Source organism: Hymenobacter sp. J193, assembly GCF_024700075.1.
Taxonomy (GTDB): Bacteria; Bacteroidota; Bacteroidia; order Cytophagales; family Hymenobacteraceae; genus Hymenobacter.
The window spans coordinates 1,871,777-1,891,579 of record NZ_JAJONE010000001.1; the positions used below are offsets into that span (position 1 = coordinate 1,871,777).

Here is a 19,803-nt window from a genome sequence, read left to right on the forward strand (position 1 = left end):
TGTCAGCTAAAGCCCGGAGGCTGTAAGCTTACTTCTTGGTTTTCGTCTTGGTTTTGGTGCTGGTAGCGGCGGCAGGTGCAGGCGTAGTAGCCGGAGCCGTAGTAGCAGGTTTGGCAGCGGCCGCGGCGCCGGGCGTAATGCCCATTTTCTTCAGCACCAGCTCCGAGATGTCGCCATCCTTGGGGCCATGCAGCAGAATAGGCGTGGTGCCGTAGCCAGCGTCCGAGTTCAGCACGTAGGCGTAGCCATTTTCTTCGGCAACGGCATCAATGTTCTTCTGCAGTTTATCCAGCACCGGCTTCAGCAGGGTCTGCTGCTTTTGCTGAACGGAAGTTTCTGCGTTACGCTGAAACTCCTGAATAGACTGCTGCAGGTTTTGCAGCTCCTTTTCTTTATCGGCCTTCACTACATCTGACATAGTAGCAGCCCCTTTTTGATATGCCTCGCCTTTGGTCTGGTATTCCTGGTATTTGGCCTTGAGCTGGTTTTCCAGCTGGGTGCTGTAGTCCTTCAGCTGCGACTCTATCTGCTTGCTTTCGGGCATCTGGCTCAGCACGTAGTCTACGTTGGTATAGCCGATTTTCTGGGGAGCCGTCTGGGCCAGCGTGGCCGTAGCCGTAGTGAGCGTGAGAGCGGCCGCGGCCAGCAACAGGCGGAATTTGGGAAATGAACTCATTCGGTAAAAGAGAAAGGTCTGAGAGTTAGAATGCAAAGTTAATTTTTTCGGCCGGTTGAGCGTGGTGCCGGCTTGGTAGTCGTTTTCTTGGCCGGAGCCGTGGCGCGGGTACCCGCTTCGTCGGCGTTAGGCTCGTCGGTAGCCGGAGTAGCAGGCGTGGCTACGGTGCGCACCGCGCCTTTTTGTGCAGGCTGATTCCGATCCTCTGACCCTAAACCCAATTCCTCCAGGACAAATTCCGTGTAGTCGTGCGTCGGGTTGGTGTAGAGCATCGTCAGGTCGCCCGATTTGTCGAATACTATAGCCAGCTGCTTTTTCTTGGCTACTTTCTCCACGGCCTCAAACACCTGATCCTGCACGGGCTTGGTGAGTTCCTGGCGCTTTTTGAACAGCTGGCCTTCGTAGCCGAAGATCTTGTTCTGGTAGGTTTTGATATCCTGCTCCTTCTGCAGAATCTCATCCTGCCGCTTCTTTTTCATTGGGTCCGTTAGCAGGACCTCTTCAGCCTGGTAGGTGCGGTACATCTTGTCGAGGTCCTTGCGCATGGACTCGATGTCCTTCTGCCAGTTCTGCGAGAGGGTGTTCAACTCCTGCTGGGCCGCCCCGTAGGCCGGCATTTTACCCATAATAAACTCCGAGTCGATATACCCGAATTTCTGCGCCCACGCGGTGGGCGCCGCCAGCAGCAACAGCAACGGCAGCAAGCTCAGAAGTTTTTTCATAGCGGTAGAAAGTGCTGGTTGGCCAAGCAGCTTCGGCTAGCGGATCTGCTGACCAATGATGAAGTGGAAGTGGCCTTTTTCCTGTTTTCCCTGCGAGGAGGACGTGTTGTAGCGGTCCACCGCATCGAAACCATAGCCATAATCGAAGCCTAGCAAACCAAATGCCGACATGAAAATACGAGCCCCTACCCCTACCGAACGGTAGAGCTTGTATGGGTTGTATTTGGAGTACTGGTCGAAGGAGTTGCCGGCTTCGGCAAAGCTCAGCACATATACCGTAGCGGCCGGGTTGAGCGAAACCGGGTAGCGCAGCTCCATCACATACTTATTGTAGGCTACCCCGCCGGTTCCGTTGGGGTCCTGAATGGCATTGCCATCAGTAGGATCATCGTAGCCGCGCAAACCTACATATTCGGTACCCACCAGGAAGTTGGCCTGCCCACCGGACGCCAGGCCCGAGCCACCAAGCTTGAACCGCTCGAATGGCCCAATTTGGCGGCTGCTGTTATAAGAGCCGATGAAGCCAAAGTGGGCGCGGGTATTCAGCACCAGCTTGCCCACGATTGGCGTAAACCAAGAGGCGTCGAACATCCATTTATGAAACTCAACCCATTCATTTACGCTGGGGTGTGAGCCTTTGAACACCGAGTAGGGAGGCGTCAGGTTCACGCTGAGCGCCAGAGCCGAGCCCCGGCGCGTATAGGTCGGGTTGTCGGTGCTGTTGCGGGAAAGCGTGGTATTGAAGGTGATGTTGTTGGCGTTGCCCGTGCCGTTGTTGCCGAAACCCTGCAGGTAGGTGTAGTTATTCAGCTTGTACTGGCTTACCGACAGGGAGTTGCTCAGGGAGAAATAGTCATCGGGCCAGCGCAGGTAGCGGCCAAGGCTCACCGAAGCACTGTTCACCTTGATAGAGCTTCCGTTTTTCACGTCGAAGTTGGTGCCTACGCGCTGAATGCTTTTGTTGAGGCTCACCGTAAGCGAGTTGCGCTTGCGGCCACCCAGCCACGGCTCCGTAAAGGAGAAGGAGTAAGCCTGGTACTGGATACCGTTGGCCTGCACGTTCAGGGCCAGGCGCTGACCGTCGCCGGCAGGCACTGGGCGCCAGTTGCTGAAGTTGCCGGCCTTGCGCAGCGAAAAGTTATTGAATACTAAACCCACGGTGCCAATGAAGCCCGCGTAGCCGCCCCAGCCGCCCGAAAGCGTAATCTGGTCGGAAGGCTTTTCCTCTACGGTGTAGTTGATGTCCACCGTGCCATCGGCCTGGTTGGGCACGGGGTTGATGCCTACTTTCTCAGGGTCGAAATAGCCCAGGGAGGCCAGCTCGCGCTGGGAGCGGATGAGTAGTTCGCGGTTGAATTTCTCGCCCGGCAGCGTCCGCAGTTCCCGGCGGATTACATGGTCGCTGGTTTTGGTATTGCCGGCAATGTTGATGTCTTTGATGCGGGCCTGCACGCCTTCCGTCAGGCGCATCTCAATGTCAATCGAGTCGCCTTCAACTTTCGTCTCAATGGGCTCGATCTGGAAGAACAGGTACCCATCGTTCATGTAGAGCGAGGTAATATCCTGGCCGGTCGGGTTGTAGTTCAGGCGTTTGTCCAGCGTTTCCTTGCTGTACACGCTCCCTTCCTTGATGCCAAGGATAGAAGCCAGCGTGCGGTTGTCGTACAGGTAGTTGCCCGACCAGGTGATGTTACGGAAGTAGTATTTGGTGCCTTCATCAACCCGGATATGCAGCGTGAGCTTATCGATATCCTGCTGCGTGGTGCGGTGAATGCCGAATTTTCCGTTTTCGGTTCCCAGCCAGAGGTAGCTGCGGGTCTGCGGTACCGAAATCAGCGAATCGGATACAATAACGGCGTCGCGGTAGCCCTGCGCATTATAGTATTCGATGACCTTTTCCTTGTCTTCCTCAAACTCCTTGCGCTGAAATTTACCGGCGTTCAGAAACTTATAGGGTTTCTTTTCCTTGGTCTTTTTCATCTGGGACTTGAGCTTCCCGTCCTTCACGGCCGAGTTACCGACGAAGTCAATATCGGTGATATGGACTTTCTCGCCCCGGTTTACGTTGAACACCAGCACCGCGCTGTTGGGCAGCGTCGAGTCGGGCTGCTGCGTAACGGTTACTTTGGCGTTCAGGAAGCCTTTGTTCGTGAAGAACTTGCGCACCTGCTCCCGCGTGTTGCTGAGCAGCGCATCCGTCACCACTTTGCCCCGGATCAGCTTGATCTTGTTTTTCAGGTCGTCCGACTGGGTTTTACCAATGCCGGTGAAGATAAAGTTCGACAGGCGCGGCCGCTCCTTCACGTCGAAGGTGAGAAAGATGCGGGAGCCTTCGGTGCGGTCTATGGAAACGTTGACATCTCCTACTATACCCTGGTCCCAGAGCCGCCGAATAGCCTTACCCAACTCTTCACCCGGAATATTGATGGGGTCACCGACTTTCAGTCCCGTAATACCAACGAGGGTATTGGGGTCGAGGTAGCGGGTGCCCGTAAACGTGATACCGCCCACCTGATAGTGTTCCGGCTCCCCGGCTGCACCGGCCTTCTGGGCGTGTGCAGAACCCCAGGTGCCGCCTATCAAAAGCAGTGTCGCCAGAAGCGCGCCAATGCGGTTAATCAAAAATTTCATTCCCAAAAACTTACGAAACGTTGAGCTGCTCACTGGTTTTGCCAAATCGACGCTCCCGCTGCTGATACACGCGGATAGCCTCCTGAAAGTGTTGACGTCTAAAGTCCGGCCACAGCAGATCGGTAATATAAAGCTCGGTGTAGGCCAGCTGCCACAGCAGAAAATTGCTGATACGCTGCTCTCCGCTGGTCCGAATCAGTAGCTCCGGGTCGGGTATTCCGGCGGTGGATAAATAAGCTGATATGGTCTTTTCCGTTACCTCCGCTGGCTGCACGGTGCCCGCGGCTACTGCCTCGCTTAGGCGGCGAGCGGCCTGCGTTAGGTCCCAGCGCCCACTGTAGCTTAGAGCTAATATCAGCGTCATGCGGCTGCCCTGCTTGGTCAGGTCAATAGCTTCAGCCAGTTCCCGCTGGCATGATGCGGGTAAGCTTGCCGTGTCGCCAATGGCCTGCAGCCGGATATCGTTCTTAAGCAGGGTAGCTGTTTCCTGGCGGATGGTATGCACCAGCAGTTGCATCAGGGCCATTACCTCATGCGCCGGCCTGGCCCAGTTTTCTGTGGAAAAGGCATAGAGCGTCAGGTACTGTACACCTAGCTCAGCAGCCGTTTCAACGGTTTCACGCACCGCTTTAATGGCGTTTTGATGGCCAAAAATGCGCAGTCCGCCTTTTTGCTTGGCCCAGCGGCCATTACCGTCCATAATGACGGCAACGTGCGCAGGAATACGGGAAGGATCTAATTCAGCCGGGGCGGCCATGCGTACTTGTTTGCGTAAGGAGCCTGCAAGTTACGCAAATGGTTGCATTGCACCTGCCTGCCTAGCGCCCTGCTTTACCTTCTCCCTTGGATACTTCCGGGCAACGGATTTTATAGAAGGTATAGGAAATACTTAAGCCCCCATAATAATACCAGTCCTGGTCGTGCCGGTTGGCTACCAAGTCGCTTTGCCGGCTTACATTATCCAGTTGGTCGCTAAATGCTTTGCGGGCCCCAATCTCTGCGCCCAGGTTCCAGTGCGTCGACAAGCCCAGCTTGAGGCCTATGCCCATGGGTACTGCCAAGCCAATCAACGTGTTTTTCTGCTCCGACGACGTATAAGAACCGGTAAACTGCGTGCGTACAGGTGCCAGAAAGCCTGCCACGCCAATAAAGGCAAATGGCGTAAAGCGTGTTTTTACCTGCTTACTATAATAATCGAAGAAGTTGTATTCCAGTATCCCGCCTAACTCATAGAGGCTGCCTTTTACATTGGCACTCCGGTACTGGTTTAGCGGCATCGTATTACCGTTCAGCCCTTGCACCTGTCGGTCATCCGCCCGCAATAGGCCCGCCATAATATTTCCGCGCAGAGTCACTGCTTTGGAAACATCCTTGCGATAAAAGGCCGATAACGCGGGGCGGTTGTTGGCAATGCGGTATTCCGGAGCCAGTTCGCCTTTATAGCTCAGGGCCCCGAGCCCGATGCCTAATTCACTGGTGTTCTGCGCGTGTGCCGTGAGGGCAAAAAAAACACTCCCTACTTGCAGAGCGCAAATAAGGAGTGTTTTGAAGAAGGAATCCTGCGTCATCAGACTGGCTGTGGGTGAAATATGACAGCCAGGTGTTGGCTATCGGAATTTGGGGCTCTTTACGCGGGGCGAAAGAATGTAGTTCAACGTCAAACCCGTAACGATGTACCAGTCCTTTTCATTGTCATTACCCCGAATTTCGTCCATCTGGTTGGCTTCTGTGAAGGTGCCAGGCACTCCTTCGCGCGTGATTTCGTAGCCAAAGTACTTGCCACCAGCACTGGTCAGGTCGTCTTTGCTGCGCACATAGTTACCGCCTACATCATCAATGTAGTCAGTAAAGGTCTTGCGCCAGCCGATTTCGAAGCCTAGATCGAAGTGGCGGTCCAGCTTATAGCGGATACCACCACCGAAGGGAATGGAAATAGAGGTACGCTTGTACGGTGATTCGTAGCCAGCACTTCCCTGTCCCTCAGTGTGTAGAGGCTGCAGCGCAACGTAGTCACCCTTAGTCAGGCCAAGCGTGTTGTCGCCCACCAAACCCTTAGGATTGTGACGGAACACCGCTACACCGGCAAAAACGTACGGCACGAAGTCGGGACGGCGAATGTAGTTATTGCGGTTTTCCAACAAGTCGAAAACACCCACTGCCGCAAATTCGAAAATATCGTTGCGGAAGTTCATGTTCCGGGTGTAACGGAACTTGGCTTGGCTGTCTTTATCGTCGGCTGCTTTGGCATCGTCACCAGTAACACGGCCATAGGAAAGAGAAGCACGACCGGAAAGACGGGGAGCAAAGCGGCGGGTGAACGTAAAGCCAATGTTCGGGCGGGTAGCACCCAGCCGCAGACTAGCAATGTTCGTTTTTGGCACAACGTCGCCAAAGTAGTTCATGGCGTTGAGCGATACACCTACCGAGTTGTACATCTTCCGTTTCGTGAAACGCTGCGCACTCGCCTCGGTGGCAACCAGCGCCAAGGCTAGTACAAGTGCCAGGGTGAGGGGAAAAAGTTTCTTCATAATCGGGCGAAGTTAGGAAATATCGAGGTTCTGAAAGAGGCCTTGACCCGTATGGGCGCGGCTACACTTGGTTACAAAAGTACGGTTTGCAGGCAATTATAAAAACAAGTTCCCGAAAAAGCCTGGTTTTACCCTAATAAAATTCCCTCGGGGTTGCGTCGGTCCAGGCCCCAATTGAGCTTGCTGCGCAACGTACTAAGGAAATTCACATGGTTTAGACGAACTAAACGAGCCGTGAAATTTTCACGTCGAACCGCTATCTGGATAGTGGAATCGACCGTGACGGAGCGGGAATCCAGGGAAAGCAGGAAGTTGTTGCTTCTTCCTTCAATTTCAAATGATATCACGCTTCGGTCGGATACAACGAGCGGACGTACGTTTAGGTTGTGCGGGCACACCGGGGAAATGATGAAATTGTTGGTTTGCGGCAGCATTACCGGGCCCCCACAACTCAATGAATACCCCGTAGAGCCCGTGGGCGTAGACACAATCAACCCATCGGCCCAGTAAGAGTTTAAATATTCGCCATCAATGTAGGTGTGAACCACAATCATGGACGACGTATCCCGCTTCAGAATGGAAAACTCATTGAGGCCGAACGTAATATCGCCAAACACATCCGGATCTGTATCGACGCGAATTAGGCTGCGCTCGTCCAGCACGAAATGACCTTTGAACAGGGCGTCAATGGCCTGCGGAATCCGGTCGGGGGTGACGGTGGCCAGAAACCCTAGCCGGCCGGTATGAATGCCCAGAATCGGAATCTGCAGGCTACCTACGTAGGTAACGGTATCCAGCAGTGTGCCGTCGCCGCCGATGCTGAGCACGAACTGCATGCCCCGCAGCGAGTCGCCGCGCCGGAATGTGCGGATGTTTGCCGGCACGTTCAAATGCGTCTGCAGATACACCCAGAACGATTCTACCACAAACAGCTCCGCCCCCCGCGCCAGCAGATCATCGAACAGTCCCTGAATGGCGGGCGCTACATTTTCGTCGAAAGGCTTACCGAGAATGGCTATTTTCATAACAGAATGGTAATATCACAACCAACTCAGATGGGAAACTCGGTACGCACGTAGAAGCCCGCGCCGCCCGTAACCGTACGGGTATACTCTAGCGTCAGAACCCGGTCGTAGTATGTGACCAAATGTACTCCAAGGCCGGCGGAGGCCAGCAGATGATTAGGAAATCGGTTATCAGCCGGTACTTGGCGGGCGGCCACGTAGCCGGCATCGACAAAGGTATTTAAATATATGGCCAGCGGCAGCGAGCTGAACTTTGGGTTATCGGTAACGCCCACTTCTACCCGGCGCGTAGCCAGCAGCGGATAAGACAGCCCCTGCTGCACTACCGCGTAATGATTTCCGTCGATTACGTACCGGTCATAGCCCCGAACCAGCGTGGTGTAGCCCAGGGCGCGGGTATCGGCGTAGGGCAGGGCTTTGCCAGCAAGGCGGGCCTGAGTGGTTAATCCAAGACTATAATACAGCTTGCGCGGCAGGGTCCAATACCGGGCCGCCTGCACAAAGAGCGTGGTGAAGGCCGGGCTGTTGGAGTTCACATACACCCGCTGCGCCACGGCCAGCTGCAGGTAGCGCCCGGTAAGTGGGTAAGCAAACGTGTTGCGCTGGTTGAAGGTGCGCGTAAGGCGCAGGTCCAGATAATGGCGGGTGGTGCCCTGCCGGAAGAAGTCGGGGTTGCCAAGGCGCACGGAGTCGGCTATCCACTCACGGTAGGCGGCCAGGTCCAGGGCCGTGCGCCGCTGCACAGTGTTGCGCCAGCGCAGGCCCGCCGTTACGTACTCGCGGCGAATGGCAAACCCTGCGGCTGCGCGGTACGTCAGCAGCCGGTCGTTGCGGGTCTGGTAGTCGAGGGCACGGCTGCGGGTGAGGGAGGCGCCCAGCGCTAGTCCTGGTCGGTAGCGGGCGCCGGGGTTTTCAAAGAAGACCTCGTATTTCTGATTGAAGCCCAGCTGCAGGTTGCCGCGCAACAGCTCGTTGCGCCCCCGGAAGTTGTAGCGCACGAGGTGCACACCGTAGTCTACGCGACGCCACCGGTCGTTGCGGTCAAGCCAGGAGCGGATGTTGCGGTCGGCCAGGGAAAAGATGGGTACGGGAAAGGTATACCAGCGTTCCTGCACCCCAAACAGCACCGTCAGGGCGCCGTCGCGGCAAACCGTCTGCACGCCTACCGTATGAAAAAGCTGGAGGTTGAAGAGGCGGCGCCGGTTGGCTTCGAGGCGCCTAGCCAGGTTTTCAATGGTCAGCGTGTCGCCTTCGCGGAAATCCAGCTCGGCGCGCAGAATCCGGTCTTTGGTAATGGCATTGCCCGCAAATACAATGGAGGCCACCCGCAGGCGGGTATAGCCCGGGCACTGTGCCCGCATCACACTATCGGGGGGCGTGGCCCGTGCAGTATCGGGGAGGGTACGCGGGCCGGCGGCAGCCAGCAGGCCAGCCGCCAGAATACTTCCTATCACCAGCGCCGCGCTTACAGACTCAGGTACTTCAGCAGGGCATCATAGCGCTCCTGCTCGTTTTCACCCAGCTCGCCGGCTCCACTGAACTGAGCAGTGATAAGGTAGCCAAACCGCTCCAGCGTGGCGGCAATGCGCGTCAGGCTGGGCGTATTTACTTTCAGCGTGAGGCGGATTTTGAAGGCGTTGGCATCGTCCTGCGCTACGTGGGCACTGAGGATTTTGGCGTTGTTTTCCTCCACGTAGCGGCTGATCTGCGAAAGGGAATAGTCCCGCTCATCCATCGACAGCACCAGAATGCCACCCTGGCCCAGAGCAATAGGCATCTGCCCAAACGCTGCCAGCGTGTCGCCCACCGTTACTACGCCCAGGTACTCATGCTGATCATCGAGCACCGGTACCAACTGCACTTTGTTTTGCACGGCCTGCTCGATGATGCTGTAAAAATGCTGGTCGCGCTGCACGTGTACATCGGCAAAGCCGAAGTCGATGGACGACAGCAGCCGGTCGGCCTGGTCCATGTCCAGCACGTCGGCTTCCGTAATGAGGCCGCGGTACTGGCGGTTTTCCAGCACGGGCAGTTGATCTACGTGGAATTCCTCCAGCCACTTGGCTGCTTTGCTGGCCGAGTCCGACACCTTGAGCGGCGGAATCATCTGATTAATCATGTCTGCGGCTATCATCGTCGACATCGGCATTAGGTACTGAGAAGCGGAAGTTAATGGCCCGGCAGTCGAGACACAAACGCTACGCCCGTTTCTTTGTTCGCGAAGCAGGCAGAAAGTAACCCGCTCAGGTCGCCGATACCGGCTGCGTGGCCGTGCGCTGCAGAAATTGCCGCAGTCGGGCGTTGAAGGCAGCGGGCCGCTCCATCATGGGCGCGTGGCCGCAGTGGTCGAGAAAGTGCAGTTCCGATTTGGGCAGCAGACGGTTGAACTCGTGCGCCACCGGCGGCGGCGTGATGGTGTCATTCAGCCCCCAGATCAGCAGCGTGGGTACCTTTATCTTGCTCAGGTCCTTGCCCATGTTGTGGCGCTGGGCCGAGCGCGCAATGTTGATAATGCGTAGGCACTTGGCGTTGGAATTGGTGATGCTGAACACTTCATCCACCAGCTCCTTGGTAGCCACGGCCGGGTCGTAGAAGGTATAGGCCACGCGCTCCTGCACGAAGTCGTAGTTGCCGCGCTTGGGGAAAGAGCCGCCCATGGAGTCTTCGAAGAGGCCGCTGCTGCCGGTGAGCACCAGCCGGCTTACCTGCCTGGGGTTGCGCAGCGTGTATACCAGCGCAATGTGGCCGCCTAGGGAGTTGCCAAGCAGCGTGTAGGGACCGGGCACGGCTACGGCGGCTACAAATCGCTCCACAAACTTCACGAGCCCGGGCACGTCGGCACTGAGCAGGGGCATTTCGTAGATGGGCAACAGCGGAATCACCACGCGGTACTGCTCGCGGAAGGTGGCTACCACGTCCTGCCAGTTGCTGAGGGCCCCGAATAGCCCATGCAGCAGCAGCAGCACCTCGCCGTTGCCTTCATCGATATACTGATAGCCGTTATGTTCCTTAATCTGTAATTCCATGGGCGGAAAAGCTGGAGCCGGGGCGGGGCCGCTCCTTTGCAATGATACAATACTTGACCCAATTGCCCAGCAGGGCCAGGCCGTGGGCCGTCAGCAGCGCCTCGGGGTGAAACTGTACCCCGTAGAGCGGCAGCGTGCGGTGCCGGAAAGCCATCAGCTCTTCTGAGGCATCGGCGGAGTACGCCAGAGGAATCAGAATTTCGGGTAACTCCTGCAAAACCAACGAGTGGTAGCGGGTGACGGCAAACCGGGGCGGCAGCCCGGTCCATAACGGGTCCGGCGTGTCCGTCAGTATAATATCCGCCACTTTGCCGTGCATGGGCCGGGCCGCCCGCCCTACTTGCCCCCGAAAAACTCGCCCAGTGCTTGGTGGCCCAGGCACACGCCTAGCATGGGCAGTTGCTGATGATACTGCCGGATGACCTCGGGCATGGTACCGGCGGCGGCTGGCGCCCCCGGCCCCGGCGACAACATGATACCGTCAAAAGATGCTTGCCGCAGTACGTCCAGCGCCACATCGTTGCGCGCCACCTGCACCTCGGCCCCGAGCTGGCGCAGATAGTCCAGCAGGTTGAAGGTGAAGGAGTCGAAGTTATCGAGCAGTAATAAGCGCATGTCTTCTGTGGCTTAATGGCTGCATAGGTTTCGGGTTGAATGGCTGAGTTAAAAACTACAAGGCAGCCATTTAACAACTCAACCCCTCAGCTATTCAACCCGAAACCCCTTTAAAACACGCCGCGCAGCTTATCGAGCAGGTCGGTGGCGAAGGGCAGTACTAGGCCTACTACCTGCAGGGCCAGCGGGGTAGCCTCGCGCACCAGCGGCAGCACTTCCGAGTCGGCCACGAGCTGCGGGGAGAGCAGCGTCAGCCCCGTGAGGCCCACGCCGTGCAGCAGCAAGCTCAGGCCCAGCACCCATTTCAGCACCCCGGCCGCCCCGCCCAGCACGTTGTCGAGCACGCCGAGAGGCGTCAGGTGTACGGCCGTCTTCACGAATGAACCCAGCAGGTGCACCCCCCAGAGAATGAGCGCGAAAACCAGCAGAAACGTCACTAGCGGCAGCATTCCAAAGGCTTCCCCCACATAGTGCCTCACCAGCGGAATAGCATCCTGCAGCAGCAGTAGCCCGCCCACGGCCCCCAGCACAAATGCCAGCAGCGAGGCCACTTCCAGCACCAGCCCGCGCCGGAAGCCTTTCACGGCTCCCACGCCCAGCGGAATCAGCAGCAGGATATCGAGGGCGGACACGTTGGTAATGTGGGGGAAGGTGCTGATATGAAGAATGTGCTAATGTGGGGAATGTGCTGCGCTTCTCTCACACGCCAACTGCCGGCAGTGGAACTGCCAGTAGCACATGAGCGAAGCGCAGTACATTCCCCACATTAGCACATTATAGATTCGTGTTGTTGAGCAGGTTGTTGACTACCTGCGAAATAATGCGGCCATCGGCCTGGCCGGACAGCTCGCGGGCGGCTACGCCCATCACCTTGCCCAGGTCGGAGGGGCCGGTGGCGCCTACGCGCTGGATGATGGCCACCAGCTTCTCCACCAGATCAGCTTCTGACAGCTGCTGGGGCAGGTACTCTTCGATGATAGCCAGCTCGGCCAGCTCAATTTCCTCCAGATCGGAGCGGAACTGCTTGTTGTAGGTATCGGCGGCTTCGCGGCGCTGCTTGGCCTGCTTGGTGAGCAGCTTGATTTCGGCATCGGGCGAGAGGGAGGCGCCGTGCTGGCCTTCGGCCGTTTCCGCCAGTAGAATCTGGGACTTGATGCTGCGCAGGGTGGTCAGACGAACTTTGTCTTTGGCCAGCATAGCCTGCTTGATATCGGCGTCGATGGTTTCTTTCAGGGCCATGGAATAGAAAGTAGAAGGAAATACAAGATTACGGGTTATTCCGCATTCGGGTGGCAAAGTCGCGCCGGAGCCCACGCCGGTTCTACGGTCCGGGCTCCGGCGCGACTTTGCCCTCACCAGCCACGAAGCAGCCGGAACAAATAAGCCGGAAATACCCCCGCTCCCCGGAGGCACGTATCTTTGACCACGTAGCCGCCTTTCTTGCCTTTTGGATATGACCAAGCTTAGCGTAAACATAAATAAAATAGCCACGCTGCGGAATGCCCGCGGCCATAACCGCCCCGACCTGCTGCAAACTGCCCGCGACTGTGAGCGGTTCGGCGCCCAGGGCATTACGGTGCACCCCCGCCCCGATGAGCGCCACATCCGCTACCAGGACGTGCGCGACCTGAAGGCCATTGTCACCACCGAGTTCAACATCGAGGGCAACCCCACACCCAACTTCCTGAACCTCGTGCGCGAAGTGCGCCCCGAACAGGTGACGCTGGTGCCCGATGCCCCCGACGCCATTACCTCCAACGCCGGCTGGGACACCATCACGCACCAAGTGTATCTGCTGGGGGTGGTGCAGGAGCTGAAAAGCCTGGGCTGCCGCGTGAGTATTTTCCTCGACCCCGACCTGGCCATGGTAAAAGCTGCCCTGGGCACTGGCACCGACCGTATTGAGCTGTACACCGAAGCCTACGCCAGCGGCTACGCCGCCAACCGCGAAGCCGCCGTAGCTCCCTACCGCGCTGCCGCGGCACTGGCCCACGAGCTGGGCCTGGGCGTGAATGCCGGCCACGACCTCGACCTCGACAACCTTGCCTTCCTGCACCAGCAGCTGCCCGGCCTGGCCGAGGTCAGCATTGGCCACGCCCTGGTGTGCGACGCGCTGTACCTGGGCCTCGAAAACACCATCCAGCTCTACCGCCGCCAGTTGAAGAGTTAGTAATTAACAATTAGTAATGAAGAATCAGGGAGTAACCGGGGCAATGCCCAAGTGTGCAGCCCCTTGCATTACTAATTATTAATTCTCAATTACTAATTGAAAAACATGCCTCGTCTGTCCATCAAAGATTTTCTGCAGGGCCCGGCCGATGCACCTATTCTGGACGTGCGGGCGCCGCAGGAGTACGCCCAGGGGCACATTCCGGGCGCGGTGAGCTTTCCGCTGTTTTCGGATGAGGAGCGCGCCCGCATCGGCACTACTTACAAGCAAATCAGCCAAGACCGGGCCGTGCTGCTGGGCCTGGATATGTTTGGGCCCAAGATGAGCCGCATGGTGCAGCAGGCCCACAAGCTGGCTCCCGGCAAGCAGGTGCGCCTGCACTGCTGGCGCGGGGGTATGCGCAGCGGGGCGGTGCAGTGGCTGCTGGAACTGGGCGGTCTGCAGGTGCAGCTGCTCGACAAAGGCTACAAAGACTACCGCCACTTCGCGCTGGCGGAGTTTGAGCGCCCGCGCCAGCTGCTAGTGTTGGGCGGCCTCACGGGCTCCGGCAAAACCGACGTACTGCACGCACTAACCCAGTTACAGCAGCCGGTCCTGGATCTGGAAGGACTGGCCAGTCACAAAGGCTCGGCGTTTGGCTCCATCGGGCAGCCCGCCCAGCCTACGCAGGAGCAGTTTGAGAATGATCTGGCCTGGCAGCTGGCTCAGCTGCCGGACGACGCGCCCGTGTGGGTGGAGGATGAAAGCCGCACCATTGGCAGCGTGCATTTGCCCACCCAATTGTTTGCGCAGATGCAGCAGGCTCCGCTGGTGCTGCTCGAAATCCCGCGGGAAGTGCGCGTGCGCAAGCTGGCCGGGGAATACGGCCGCCAGGATGCCGGCGCCTTGGCCTCTTCTATCCTACGCATCCGCAAGCGGCTGGGCGGGCTGGCCACCAAAGAAGCCCTGGCGGCCATTGCCGAAGACGACATGGAAAAGATGGTCAGCCTCGTGCTCGACTACTACGACAAAACCTACACCCACAGCCTGGGCGGACGCACCTTCCTGCGTGTGCCCTCCACCACCTGCGACCCGTCCGAGAATGCGGAGCTGGTATTCAGGGCCGTACAAGCCAACTTCCCGGCTCCGCAGCCCGCAGCCCAGGCCCGCTAAAGGCCGGCTTCTCTACCACCCTTCTGTTGCTTTCTGCTTATGAACTCTCCCGAAACCACCGCCGAAACCGTCCGCCTCACCCAGTACAGCCACGGCGCGGGCTGCGGCTGTAAAATCGCGCCCAAGGTCCTCGACCAGATTCTGCATACCAGCATCCCGCAGCCCCACGACGATAAGCTGCTGGTAGGCAACAGCTCCCGCGACGATGCCGCCGTGTACGATATCGGCGGAGGGCAGGCGCTGATTTCCACTACCGACTTCTTCATGCCTATCGTGGATGATGCGTATGATTTCGGCCGCATTGCCTCGGCCAACGCCATTTCCGACGTGTATGCCATGGGCGGACGGCCCGTGCTGGCTATTGCCGTGCTGGGCTGGCCTATTGATAAGCTGGCGCCCGAGGTGGCCCGCCGCGTCATTGAAGGCAGCCGCAGCATCTGCGCCGAGGCCGGTATCCCGCTGGCCGGCGGCCACAGCATCGACTCACCCGAGCCGATTTTCGGGCTGGCCGTGACAGGGTTGCTCGACATCAGTAACCTCAAGCGCAACGACACGGCCACGGCCGGCTGCGAGCTATACCTCACCAAGCCGCTGGGCGTGGGCATGCTCACCACGGCGCAGAAGCGCGGCCTGCTCCAGCCCGAGCACGAGCAGATTGCCCCGCGCAGTATGATGCACCTCAACAAGATTGGCACCGACCTGGGCCCGCTGCCCGCCGTGCGCGCCATGACGGACGTAACCGGCTTTGGGCTGCTGGGGCACTTGTCGGAAGTGTGCGAGGGCAGCCACCTCACCGCCGAAGTTGACTTCAGCAAAGTGCCGCTCCTGCCCGAAGCGGAAGTGTACCGGCAGCAGCAAGCCATTCCGGGTGGCACCGTGCGTAACTGGGACTCCTACGGCCACAAAATCGGGGAGTTGACGGATGAGCAGCGCCACTGGCTCTGCGACCCGCAGACGTCCGGTGGCCTGCTGGTGTGCGTGGAACCAGCCGGCCGCGAAGCCGTGCAGGCCGTGTTTGCGCAGTACGGGCTAACGCTGGAAAGCTTCGGAAGGCTACGGGCACACCAGCCCGGGGAGCCGTGGATTCTGGTGCGCTAGCGCATGAAGCTGTTTCCCTTGCTGCGGCAACTGCTGGAACTAGGGGCGTTGCTGGTGGGCGCCCTGCTGGCTGTGCGCTTCGTGACGGGCCTCTTCAGCCGCCGCCAGCCGGTGTACCGCGTGTCGGGGGCCCGGCAGGTACAGCTGCTGTTCTGGCCTTTGCTCACCCTGGCCGTAGGGTTGCCCCTGCTTTGGTCGGCCGGGCTGGCGGCCCCGCTTTCAGCTTACGAATGGCTGCTGACGGGGGCGCTGACCGCCCTAATATTGGCGTTTTCGGGGCCGGCCCTAGTACTACACGTACAGTACTACCTGCACAACCAAGCTACTACTCTCCGCTTCGAGCCCAAGAAAAACCTGCTGGAGATATACGAAAATGACCAGTTGGTGCCCTTTAGCCGCCAGGATATAGTGCGTGTGGAGTGGGTGCGCTGCCGCTCCCGGCGCTTTTTCTGGAGCCAGTACAGTTTCCTGCGGCTGCACCTGCGCCACGGAACTACCCTCACGCTTACTTCCCTGCTCACCAACCTGACACCCGTAGCCGAGTTCCTACGCAACACCCACTTGCAGGAAATTCGCCGCTGGTGGTGTATACTATAGTTGATTTTCTCTTTTTCGGCCTTTATCGTGCTTTTCTCAGCTTCTGGATATTCGCGGCGGCCGGTTTCACTTCTGCGGAATGTCGGCTGGGTGCTGGCTTTCTTCGTGCTGCAAGCCAATGCGGGCTACGCGCAGCCTACGGAAGCGGCGCGGCTGGAAGCCCGGCTGCTCCGGCCTCTCACCCCCAGCAGCCGGCTGCAGGTGCTGGACTCCCTGTGCGCAGCTTGGGAGCCGTATGATATCAACCGGGCTATTCACTACGGGCAGCGGGGTCTGCGGCTGGCCCGGCAGCTGGCGCAGCCTGCCGCTGAGGTGCGGGCACTGAACCGGCTGGGGCGCTGCTACGTGGCGGTGGCCGATTACCTTACCGCCCGTCAGCTGTACGACCAGGCCCTCTACCTGGCGCGCGAAGCCAAAAACCCCGATGGCATAGCCTCCACCTACAGCCACCTGGGCGCCCTGCACTACTACCGCAACGACACGATAAGTGCGTGGCGCAACTTTCGGCGGGCCCTGCAGCTGCTGCCTGAGCCCGGCGTGCAGCCCAGAACCAGGGTGCAAGTGCTCAGTAATTCCAGCGACCTGCTATTTGAAACCCACCAGCCCGACCGCGCCCGGCAGTTGGGAGAGCAAGCCGTGCAGCTGGCCAAACCGCTGCACGATATGGAACCCGCCATCAAGTACCACCTGAACCTGGGGCTGCTGGCCGTGGAGCAGCAGCAGCCTGGCACGGCGTTGCAGGAGTTGTCGGCTTCCATTGCGTTGGCGCACCAATATCAGCGCCCTGGCCACGAGGCGGCGGGGTTGTTGGAACTTTCCAGCCTGCACTTTCAGCAGAGCAGCCTCCGGCAGGCGCTTACTGAAGCCCAACGGGCCCTGCGGCTGGCTCAGAGCCGGCACGACCGGGAACGGGTACTCAGCGCCTATGATTTACTGGCTGAAATCTACGCCGCCCAGGGTCAGTACGCTACCGCCTATCAGTGGAGGATGCTTTACCAGGATTTGAATGACAGCCTCAATGAGCGCCGCCAGCTGACTACCCTGGCCGCTTGGGAAAGCCGCTACACCCTGCGCGACAACGAGCAGCAGATCCAGCAGCTAACCCAGCACACCCGGCATCAAACTACCCGCAACCAACTGCTGCTACTGTTTCTGGGGGTGTTGACGCTGGCGCTGCTGGGGGCGGGCCTGCTGTACTGGCAGCTGCGCCGCAGCCGTCAGGCCCTGGTGCGCAACCACCTGGCTCTACGTGAGGCCAACCTGCAGGTGGCCCGGCTGGCCGCCGCCAAAGACCGCCTCTATACCATCGTGGCCCACGACCTGCGCGGCCCTGTTACGGCCTTTGCGGGAGTGGCCGAGCTGATTGAGTTTTATCACCGCGAAAACAACCAGGAGGGTCTGCGCAGCCTGCCCGCGCTGGTGCGCCAGTCGGCCGGCGGCCTCAATCATTTGCTGGACAACCTGCTGCACTGGGCCGTGATGCAGAGTGGGGAGTTGCAGCCCCAGCTGGAACCGTTGGAAGCTGGGGAGCTGCTGCAGGAGTGTGCGGCTATTTATGCCACCCTGGCCCACGCCCGCCACCTCACGCTGACTGTGGAGCCCCTGCCGGCCCACCTTTACACGCATGCCGACCGCAACATGCTGCGCACCATACTACGCAACCTCACGGGCAACGCGCTGAAGTTTACCCCGGCCGGAGGAAGCGTCACGCTCAGCGCCCGGCCCGAAGCCGACCGGGTAATATTTCAGGTGCACGACACCGGCACGGGCATGACGGCCACGCAGGTAGAGCAGATTCTGACGCCTTCGAGCCTGCCGCAGCCCCCGGCCGCCGACCGCACCGGCACGGGCCTGGGCCTTGCGTTGTGCCGGGCATTTATCACCCGCCTGCGGGGCACGCTGCGCTTGGTGAGCGTGCCCGGTACGGGCACTACGGTGCAGGTGCGGCTGCCGGCGGCGTAACTTCGGCGCTGAGGCTGCATCTTTGCGGGTACTATGATCTTGCCCCTCCACTACCGCGAACTGGGCGCCGGGCGCCCCCTGGTGATTCTGCACGGCCTGTTTGGCACCCTCGACAACTGGCAAACGCTGGCCCGCCGCTGGGCCGAGCAGTTTCGCGTCATCGTGGTGGATTTGCGCAACCACGGCCGCTCCCCGCACGCGCCCGAGCACTCTTACTCGCTCATGAGCCAGGATGTGCTGGCCTTGTTCGACCAACTAAGCCTGCCGGCCGATACCACTCTGATGGGCCACAGCATGGGCGGCAAGGTAGCTATGCGCTTTGCCCTGGATTACCCCGAGCGACTGGGCCGGCTGATTGTGGTGGACATTGCCCCGCGCCTTTCCGATATGCGCCACCAGGATGATATTCTGGCCGGCCTGAATGCCGTTGACCTGTCTGCCATCCAGAGCCGTCAGCAGGCCGACGATGCCCTGGCCCTCCACATTCCGCAGCCGGGGGTGCGGCAGTTTCTGCTCAAAAACCTCTACCGCCGCGAAGACAACTCCTTTGCCTGGCGTCAGAACCTACAGGCCCTCACCGCCCAAATGGCGGCCATCGGCGAAGAAATAACTGACCCCGACCCTTTCCTGAAACCCGCCCTTTTCATCCGCGGGGGTAAGTCGGACTACATTTCCACCGAGGACAAGCTCTACGCTATTCCGGCCCTGTTTCCCAACTCGCAGGTGGAAACGGTGGTGGATGCCGGCCACTGGGTGCACGCCGAAAAGCCCGAGGAGGTCTTTGCCCTGGTGCAGGCCTTTGCTGCGCAGTAAGCCGGCAGTCCTATTATTTTTCTTGCCTAGCTGACTTCCTATGCCCGCCGGAACGCTCTACCTCATTCCCACCACCCTGGCCGACGATACGATGGGGCAGGTACTGCCCGCCCAGGTGCCGGCCCAGCTGGCGCAGCTGCGGTATTTTCTGGTGGAAAATGCCCGCACGGCCCGGCGCTTTATCAAGCAGGCGGCCCCCGAGCAGGTGATTGAGGAGTTGCGCATCACCGTCATCGACAAAGACAGCCCGCCCAGCCAGATCCAGGCGAGCCTGAAGCTGGTACTGGCCGGCCAGGACGCGGGCGTGATTTCGGAAGCGGGCTGCCCCGGCATTGCCGACCCCGGCGCGGAGCTGGCCAAAGCCGCACACCAGCTGGGCATTCGGGTGGTGCCGCTGGTGGGGCCGTCGTCGCTGCTACTGGCGCTGATGGCCTCGGGCATGAACGGACAGAGCTTTACTTTCCACGGCTACCTGCCCATTGAGCGGGGCCGGCGCGGCGCGGCCATCAAGCAGCTGGAAAAAACGGCACAGGCTCAGCACCAGACGCAGCTGTTCATTGAAACCCCCTACCGCAACATGCAGCTGCTGGAGGATCTGCTCAGCCTGCTCCACGGCAGCACCCGCCTGTGTGTAGCCGCCAACCTTACCGCACCCAACGAGTACATCCGCACAGATACGGTCACCAATTGGAAAAAAGCCGGCCCGCCCGATCTGCACAAGCAGCCGGCAGTGTTTCTGGTGGGGATTTGATGGTGAGGTGGCGGCAGCGGCCGCCAAGAAGTAGGGC

19 protein-coding genes and 1 pseudogene are annotated in these 19,803 nt (G+C 59.3%); 7 read left to right on the forward strand and 13 right to left on the reverse strand.

Features of this window, described 5'->3' with window-relative positions:
• Positions 1-28: 28 nt before the first annotated feature.
• The 13 genes and pseudogenes from LRS06_RS08100 to LRS06_RS08160 form a co-directional block, all read right to left on the reverse strand.
• Positions 29-676, reverse strand: a complete 648-nt coding sequence (locus LRS06_RS08100) for an OmpH family outer membrane protein (protein ID WP_257871025.1) — start codon at positions 674-676, stop codon at positions 29-31.
• A 38-nt stretch (positions 677-714) separates the two neighbouring features.
• Positions 715-1,398, reverse strand: coding sequence for an OmpH family outer membrane protein (locus LRS06_RS08105; protein ID WP_257871026.1), 684 nt, complete (start codon positions 1,396-1,398; stop codon positions 715-717).
• A gap of 36 nt (positions 1,399-1,434) precedes the next feature.
• Positions 1,435-4,029 carry an outer membrane protein assembly factor BamA gene (gene bamA / locus LRS06_RS08110; RefSeq protein WP_257871027.1) on the reverse strand — a complete coding sequence of 865 codons (2,595 nt, stop codon included), beginning with the start codon at positions 4,027-4,029 and terminating at the stop codon, positions 1,435-1,437.
• Positions 4,030-4,039: 10 nt separating this feature from the next.
• Positions 4,040-4,786: an isoprenyl transferase gene (locus LRS06_RS08115; protein WP_257871028.1), complete on the reverse strand. Its 747-nt coding sequence runs from the start codon at positions 4,784-4,786 to the stop codon at positions 4,040-4,042.
• A gap of 61 nt (positions 4,787-4,847) precedes the next feature.
• The gene (locus tag LRS06_RS08120; protein ID WP_257871029.1) at positions 4,848-5,597 is read right to left on the reverse strand and encodes a DUF6089 family protein; all 750 of its coding nucleotides are present in this window, start codon (positions 5,595-5,597) and stop codon (positions 4,848-4,850) included.
• 39 nt (positions 5,598-5,636) lie between these two features.
• The gene (locus LRS06_RS08125; RefSeq protein WP_257871030.1) at positions 5,637-6,557 is read right to left on the reverse strand and encodes a DUF6089 family protein; all 921 of its coding nucleotides are present in this window, start codon (positions 6,555-6,557) and stop codon (positions 5,637-5,639) included.
• Positions 6,558-6,685: 128 nt separating this feature from the next.
• Positions 6,686-7,582: an NAD kinase gene (locus LRS06_RS08130; protein ID WP_257871031.1), complete on the reverse strand. Its 897-nt coding sequence runs from the start codon at positions 7,580-7,582 to the stop codon at positions 6,686-6,688.
• 26 nt (positions 7,583-7,608) lie between these two features.
• On the reverse strand, positions 7,609-9,036 hold the full coding sequence (locus LRS06_RS08135; RefSeq protein ID WP_257871032.1) for a BamA/TamA family outer membrane protein: 1,428 nt from the start codon (positions 9,034-9,036) through the stop codon (positions 7,609-7,611).
• 11 nt (positions 9,037-9,047) lie between these two features.
• Positions 9,048-9,725 carry a CBS domain-containing protein gene (locus tag LRS06_RS08140; protein ID WP_257871033.1) on the reverse strand — a complete coding sequence of 226 codons (678 nt, stop codon included), beginning with the start codon at positions 9,723-9,725 and terminating at the stop codon, positions 9,048-9,050.
• A 100-nt stretch (positions 9,726-9,825) separates the two neighbouring features.
• Entirely contained in the window at positions 9,826-10,608 is a 783-nt protein-coding gene (locus LRS06_RS08145) for an alpha/beta fold hydrolase (protein WP_257871034.1), read from the reverse strand.
• Positions 10,592-11,223, reverse strand: a pseudogene (locus LRS06_RS25520) (aminodeoxychorismate/anthranilate synthase component II). The gene LRS06_RS08145 and the pseudogene LRS06_RS25520 overlap by 17 nt, the downstream one beginning before the upstream one ends.
• Before the next feature lie 110 nt (positions 11,224-11,333).
• Positions 11,334-11,855 carry a CvpA family protein gene (locus LRS06_RS08155; protein ID WP_257871035.1) on the reverse strand — a complete coding sequence of 174 codons (522 nt, stop codon included), beginning with the start codon at positions 11,853-11,855 and terminating at the stop codon, positions 11,334-11,336.
• Between the two features lie 142 nt (positions 11,856-11,997).
• On the reverse strand, positions 11,998-12,462 hold the full coding sequence (locus LRS06_RS08160) for a GatB/YqeY domain-containing protein (RefSeq protein WP_257871036.1): 465 nt from the start codon (positions 12,460-12,462) through the stop codon (positions 11,998-12,000).
• A gap of 214 nt (positions 12,463-12,676) precedes the next feature.
• On the opposite strand from LRS06_RS08160, the gene LRS06_RS08165 reads away from it, so the two are divergent.
• The 7 genes from LRS06_RS08165 to LRS06_RS08195 all read left to right on the forward strand — a co-directional run bounded on the left by LRS06_RS08165 (position 12,677) and on the right by LRS06_RS08195 (position 19,766).
• Positions 12,677-13,393, forward strand: coding sequence for a pyridoxine 5'-phosphate synthase (locus tag LRS06_RS08165; protein ID WP_257871037.1), 717 nt, complete (start codon positions 12,677-12,679; stop codon positions 13,391-13,393).
• Positions 13,394-13,498: 105 nt separating this feature from the next.
• A complete protein-coding gene (gene mnmH / locus LRS06_RS08170; protein ID WP_257871038.1) occupies positions 13,499-14,545 on the forward strand; it encodes a tRNA 2-selenouridine(34) synthase MnmH in 1,047 nt (348 codons plus the stop codon).
• A gap of 39 nt (positions 14,546-14,584) precedes the next feature.
• Positions 14,585-15,643 carry a selenide, water dikinase SelD gene (selD, locus tag LRS06_RS08175; protein ID WP_257871039.1) on the forward strand — a complete coding sequence of 353 codons (1,059 nt, stop codon included), beginning with the start codon at positions 14,585-14,587 and terminating at the stop codon, positions 15,641-15,643.
• Between the two features lie 3 nt (positions 15,644-15,646).
• The gene (locus tag LRS06_RS08180; RefSeq protein WP_257871040.1) at positions 15,647-16,240 is read left to right on the forward strand and encodes a hypothetical protein; all 594 of its coding nucleotides are present in this window, start codon (positions 15,647-15,649) and stop codon (positions 16,238-16,240) included.
• On the forward strand, positions 16,241-18,202 hold the full coding sequence (locus tag LRS06_RS08185) for an ATP-binding protein (protein ID WP_257871041.1): 1,962 nt from the start codon (positions 16,241-16,243) through the stop codon (positions 18,200-18,202).
• Between the two features lie 33 nt (positions 18,203-18,235).
• Positions 18,236-19,015, forward strand: a complete 780-nt coding sequence (locus LRS06_RS08190) for an alpha/beta fold hydrolase (protein ID WP_257871042.1) — start codon at positions 18,236-18,238, stop codon at positions 19,013-19,015.
• Positions 19,016-19,055: 40 nt separating this feature from the next.
• A complete protein-coding gene (locus LRS06_RS08195; protein ID WP_257871043.1) occupies positions 19,056-19,766 on the forward strand; it encodes an SAM-dependent methyltransferase in 711 nt (236 codons plus the stop codon).
• Positions 19,767-19,803: the final 37 nt, after the last annotated feature.